The organism is Faecalibacterium prausnitzii, assembly GCF_003287405.1.
Taxonomy (GTDB): domain Bacteria; phylum Bacillota; class Clostridia; order Oscillospirales; family Ruminococcaceae; genus Faecalibacterium; species Faecalibacterium intestinale.
Window position 1 is genome coordinate 1 of the sequence record NZ_PRLD01000032.1, and the last position, 4648, is coordinate 4648.

Annotated in this window: 8 protein-coding genes and 1 pseudogene; all 9 read left to right on the plus strand. The window is 52.7% G+C overall.

Features of this window, described 5'->3' with window-relative positions; genetic code table 11:
* Positions 1 to 95: 95 nt before the first annotated feature.
* The 9 genes and pseudogenes from C4N24_RS14575 to C4N24_RS14610 all read left to right on the plus strand — a co-directional run bounded on the left by C4N24_RS14575 (position 96) and on the right by C4N24_RS14610 (position 4583).
* Positions 96 to 356 carry a hypothetical protein gene (locus tag C4N24_RS14575; RefSeq protein WP_112091996.1) on the plus strand — a complete coding sequence of 87 codons (261 nt, stop codon included), beginning with the start codon at positions 96 to 98 and terminating at the stop codon, positions 354 to 356.
* Entirely contained in the window at positions 353 to 607 is a 255-nt protein-coding gene (locus tag C4N24_RS15200; RefSeq protein ID WP_005924919.1) for a hypothetical protein, read from the plus strand. Before C4N24_RS14575 ends, C4N24_RS15200 begins: the two co-directional genes overlap by 4 nt.
* Positions 570 to 1468, plus strand: a pseudogene (locus tag C4N24_RS14580) (DUF6017 domain-containing protein). The gene C4N24_RS15200 and the pseudogene C4N24_RS14580 overlap by 38 nt, the downstream one beginning before the upstream one ends.
* Positions 1468 to 2301 carry a ParA family protein gene (locus C4N24_RS14585; RefSeq protein WP_112091997.1) on the plus strand — a complete coding sequence of 278 codons (834 nt, stop codon included), beginning with the start codon at positions 1468 to 1470 and terminating at the stop codon, positions 2299 to 2301. Before C4N24_RS14580 ends, C4N24_RS14585 begins: the two are co-directional and overlap by 1 nt.
* Positions 2258 to 3184, plus strand: a complete 927-nt coding sequence (locus C4N24_RS14590) for a ParB/RepB/Spo0J family partition protein (protein ID WP_112091998.1) — start codon at positions 2258 to 2260, stop codon at positions 3182 to 3184. The genes C4N24_RS14585 and C4N24_RS14590 overlap by 44 nt, the downstream gene beginning before the upstream one ends.
* A gap of 66 nt (positions 3185 to 3250) precedes the next feature.
* On the plus strand, positions 3251 to 3721 hold the full coding sequence (locus tag C4N24_RS14595) for a hypothetical protein (RefSeq protein ID WP_005924908.1): 471 nt from the start codon (positions 3251 to 3253) through the stop codon (positions 3719 to 3721).
* 10 nt (positions 3722 to 3731) lie between these two features.
* Positions 3732 to 3971 (plus strand): hypothetical protein, encoded by a 240-nt coding sequence (locus C4N24_RS14600; RefSeq protein ID WP_112091999.1) that lies wholly within the window; start codon positions 3732 to 3734, stop codon positions 3969 to 3971.
* A gap of 41 nt (positions 3972 to 4012) precedes the next feature.
* Complete coding sequence (locus tag C4N24_RS14605; RefSeq protein WP_080545316.1) at positions 4013 to 4213, plus strand: hypothetical protein; 201 nt, start codon at positions 4013 to 4015, stop codon at positions 4211 to 4213.
* A complete protein-coding gene (locus tag C4N24_RS14610) occupies positions 4137 to 4583 on the plus strand; it encodes a DUF3846 domain-containing protein (protein WP_005924902.1) in 447 nt (148 codons plus the stop codon). Before C4N24_RS14605 ends, C4N24_RS14610 begins: the two co-directional genes overlap by 77 nt.
* The last annotated feature ends 65 nt before the right edge of the window (positions 4584 to 4648 follow it).

The window sequence follows — 4648 nt, forward strand, 5'->3', positions numbered from 1 at the left end:
GCGCGTTCACTCGCTGTTCTCTCGGAACAGAAAGAGGAACGCGCTTTTTTGTTTTCGGGCTGAACTTCCCGAATCCACCAAAGGAGGGTTTACCGATGAAAAAAGTTCTGACCGTCACGATGGACGGTATCCGCTACCACGCTTCCCGCCCGACAGATTGCCGGCACTGCTTCTTCTGGAAGAACCGAAAGAAGGGCTGCGTTCTCGGCAAAGAGAACTGCTACTATCTGATCGAGCCGCCCAAAGGCCCCAGCAAGTGCGAAGGGTGCCCCTACAAGCGGGCAAAGCCCTGTGTGCTGGTTCCCTGCTACAAAGACCTGATGGCACCGCTGGAGAAACGAGGTGATGCCAAGTGAGCCACAAGCGAAACGAAGCTCTGCGCCATGTTCAGCACTCCATGCACCATGTGATCGCCGCTGGCGAAGGTTCCGACCGTGCCCCGGACAGCTGCAAGCTGTGCCCGTACTATCGACCTGATTTCAAGTTCCGCACCTGCCTGTATGCCCACTGCCCTTATAAGAAGCAGGTCAATGTATTCCGTTCCACACCTGAAAAATGGGATATTCTCTATGCCCGAAAAAAAGCCGACAAGAACCGCAGACCTTGATTACTTCTATGGGCAGTCCAGCGAGCTGTTCTCCTTCTACCGGATTCCCAAGCTGTTGTTTCAGGATAGCCGCTTCCAACTGCTTTCCACAGATGCCAAAACGCTGTACGGTATCCTGCTCGACCGCATGAGCCTTTCAGCCCGGAATGGTTGGTTGGACAAAGCTGGACGGGTATTCATCATCTATACCGTGCAGGAAGTGCAGGATTCACTGGGCTGTGCCGATAAAAAGGCCACCAAGCTGCTGCGAGAACTGGAAGAGTACGGCCTGATCGAACGCAAACGAAGGGGGCTGGGCAAGCCCGATCTCATCTATGTGAAGAATTTTTCGTCAGAATCGTCAAAACTACGCTTTCTGAATCGTGATAATGACGATTCTGGAGTCGTCCAGAATACGCTTCAAGACCCGGCCAAACTACGATGTAATAAGACTGAGAGGAATAATACAGAGATAAGCGATACTGATCCTATCTCTTCCGATGAAAACGACTGGATGAGCGAACGTGAACAACTGGAGGAATATTTTTCTCAATCTTTGGAGGTAGACCTTCTGCTCCGGCTCTGCCCGGACGATGAGGATACCATCTATCAGATCGTAGATTTGCTGGTGGACACCTGTGCCACCAACCGCAAGACGCTGCGCATTGCCGGGGACGATAAGCCCGCCGAGGTGGTGTACGCAGTCGCTTTATGAAGCTGAACGCTGACCATATCCACTTTGTGCTGAAGTGCCTTGCAGAGAACAGCAGCCCGATCCGAAACATGAAACAATACCTGCTTGCTTCTCTGTATAATGCACCCACCACGATGCAGCTTTTCTATCAGAACCAAACCAACCACGACTTAGCGATGCGGAGGTGATGAAAATTTCAAAGAAAGCAACCACAATAGCCATCGTCAACCAGAAAGGCGGCACCGGCAAGACCACCACCTGTGAGAATCTGGGCATCGGGCTGGCGATGGAAGGCAAAAAAGTCCTGTTGGTGGACGCTGACCCACAGGGGTCTTTGACCATCAGCATGGGCTGGCAGCAGCCCGATGAACTGCCCACCACTCTTTCCACCCTAATGGCAAAAGCCATGAACGACCAGAGCATTTCGCCCGGTGAGGGTGTTCTGCACCACGCAGAGGGCGTTGACCTGATTCCGGCGAATATCGAACTGGCAGGGATGGAAGTGTCTCTCGTCAACTGCATGAACCGGGAAAAGATGCTCAAACAGGTGCTGGAAGGGGCAAAGCATGAATACGATTTCATTCTGTTGGACTGCACCCCTTCCCTTGGGATGCTGACCGTCAATGCCTTGGCAGCGGCGGACACCACCCTGATTCCGGTGCAGGCGCAGTACCTGTCCGCAAAGGGTCTGGAACAGCTTTTGCAGACGGTGCAGAAAGTCCATCGGCAGATCAACCCGAAGTTGAAAATCGAGGGCATCCTGCTCACCATGACCGACAGCCGCACCAACTATGGGCAGCAGATCGACAATCTGATTCGGGGTGCTTACGGCAGCAAGATCAAAGTGTTCGACCAGACCATTCCTAGATCTGTCCGGGCTGCAGAGATCAGTGCCGTAGGCAAGAGCATCTACCAGCATGACCCCAAAGGCAAGGTGGCAGAAGCCTATAAATCTCTGACTAGGGAGGTGATGGCGAATGCCGAAAAACAGCTTAAACGTGTCGCTGAAAGGGGCAGATGACATCTTCTCCACCGAAGAATCCCGACAGGAGCAGCAGCGGGAGCAGGTTCAGCAAATCCCCATCGGGGAGCTGTTTCCTTTCAAGAACCACCCCTTTAAGGTTTTGGATGATGAGTCCATGCAGCGCACGGTGGAGAGCGTGGAACAGTACGGCGTGTTGTCTCCGCTGATTGCCCGTCCCCGCCCGGAGGGTGGCTATGAGATCATCTCCGGGCACCGCCGTCAGCACGCCGCCCAGCTTGCCGGGCTGGATGCTCTGCCGGTCATTGTCCGCAACATGGACGATGATGCCGCTGTTTTGCTCATGGTGGATAGCAATCTCCAGCGTGAAAACATTCTGCCTAGTGAAAGGGCTTTCGCTTACAAAATGAAGCTGGAGGCTCTAAAAAATCAAGGTGCTAGGTCAGATTTAACTTCGACACAACTTGTGTCGAAGTTGCGAAGCAATGAACAGCTTGGAGCTGAAAACAATCAAAGCCGTGAAACCGTCCGGCGTTTCATCCGCCTGACCAACCTTGTCCCCGAACTTCTGGACATGGTGGACGAAAAGAAAATCGCCTTCAATCCCGCTGTGGAATTGTCCTATCTGGACGAAAGCCAACAGCGGGATTTTTTAGAAGCTATGAACGACACCCAGAATGCGCCGTCCCTTTCCCAAGCGCAGCGGCTCAAAAGGCTGGCGCAGGAAGGGCACTTCTCGTATGATGTTGCCTTTGCGGTCATGGGAGAAGAGAAAAAGGACGAGCTGGACAAGGTGGTCATCAAAAACGACACCCTGCGGAAGTATTTCCCGCGCAGCTTCACCCCGAAACAGATGGAGGACACTATCATCAAGCTGCTGGATCAGTGGCAACGCAAACAGCAGCGGCAGAATGAGCGCTAACACACATTTTGAACGTAAGACCCGACCGGGTCTTTCTTTTTTGCAAAAATTAGGAGAAAAAGCACTATGAACACTACCATTGATCTCAAGACCGCAAAGACCATCGAAGCCATGAACCAGAAAATCAACCACATGGACAATGCTGTGACCGACTTCTTCAACAAGATGAGCGATGTGCTGGAGCGGCAGCTCGGCGATGATGAAGTTTACGCCGCCGTGATTGCCCCGGAGATCGAACTGACCATCACCCCGCTGGCGAACGTTCGCAGTTACCTGCCTTGCTTCGATGAAACTGATTCCTGCTACAGCATCAGCGAAGATGTGCCGCTGGCACTCTGCTACGATCCTCGTCAGGTCATTACGCTGGCTGGCAAGCGTTACCTGTCCGGCGCAGTCATCTTTGTACGCTACGACACCGATGGCAATTTTGTTGCACTTACCACCGCCGACCTGTACCTGATCCAGTGTTATCTGGGCGAGAACAGTGTTCCTCTGATGGCTGGCCGCGAGAAGATGGTCTGCATCTGCATTGACTAAGAGGTGCAGTATGGATACTGAAATGACCTGCTATGCGAGTTTCGCAGAAGTCACGGAGGACTTTTACTGTTCCGCCGTTGATGTTTTGAAGATTCTGGTTCTCCGTCTGCACGACTACCATGCTTGTTGCTTCCATTCTCTGCGGGATGCTCTGTACGACTATTTTTCTACCGATGCCGCACCGCATACTCATGCCAATGTTTCCACTAAGCATACCGTCACCGCGTCTTGCGCTCCCCGTCCTCCCTGAGAGGATTCTTCTCACAGTTCAGTCAATGCAGGAGGTTCGCTATGAATTATATTTATTCGTTTATCATTTTTGAAGCTGGTGCCTTTTTCGGCTTCTTTGTGGCAGCTCTGTTGAACGCCGCCCGTGCTGGGCAGGAAATCACTATCAAATTCGAGGAGGAAGATAATGGAACAGACCGAGAACACCTTGTCGGTGCTGAAAATTGCGCCGGGGCAGTATCCGCAGCAGGTCGAGATCGATAACGACCTGAAAGCATTGCAGCAGGCTGTCGGCGGCTCCATCGGCGCAAGCTACCCTTTTGAAGATCCGGTTGCCATCGTCTATAACGATGACGGCAAGCTCATGGGACTGCCGTTGAACCGTGCCTTATGGGACGAGGACGGGCTGATGTACGATGTTATTGCCGGGACCTTTTTGGTGGTAGGTCTGGGTGAGGAGGATTTTGTATCGCTCTCCCCGGAGCTGGCGCAGAAGTATGAAGAAGAATTTCATCAACCCGAAGCCTTTCTTCCTCTGGGGCGTCGCCTGATAGTCATTCCGGTTCCGGATGAATCGGTTCAGAATGACGCAGAGAAGGCCGTAAACAAGCCCCCGGTGGAACATGACCGCTAAGACGATTTTCTGCACAGGAGGTGGTAACGATGCAGGAAGAAATCGAGCATAAGACGGTCAACCTT

Excerpts from the sequence above, each read along its gene's own strand:
- C4N24_RS14610 (WP_005924902.1), top strand. The coding sequence starts at position 4,137 with ATGGAACAGACCGAGAACACCTTGTCGGTGCTGAAAATTGCGCCGGGG.
- C4N24_RS14595 (WP_005924908.1), top strand. The coding sequence starts at position 3,251 with ATGAACACTACCATTGATCTCAAGACCGCAAAGACCATCGAAGCCATG.
- C4N24_RS14585 (WP_112091997.1), top strand. The coding sequence starts at position 1,468 with ATGAAAATTTCAAAGAAAGCAACCACAATAGCCATCGTCAACCAGAAA.
- C4N24_RS14590 (WP_112091998.1), top strand. The coding sequence starts at position 2,258 with ATGCCGAAAAACAGCTTAAACGTGTCGCTGAAAGGGGCAGATGACATC.
- C4N24_RS14605 (WP_080545316.1), top strand. The coding sequence starts at position 4,013 with ATGAATTATATTTATTCGTTTATCATTTTTGAAGCTGGTGCCTTTTTC.
- C4N24_RS14575 (WP_112091996.1), top strand. The coding sequence starts at position 96 with ATGAAAAAAGTTCTGACCGTCACGATGGACGGTATCCGCTACCACGCT.
- C4N24_RS14600 (WP_112091999.1), top strand. The coding sequence starts at position 3,732 with ATGGATACTGAAATGACCTGCTATGCGAGTTTCGCAGAAGTCACGGAG.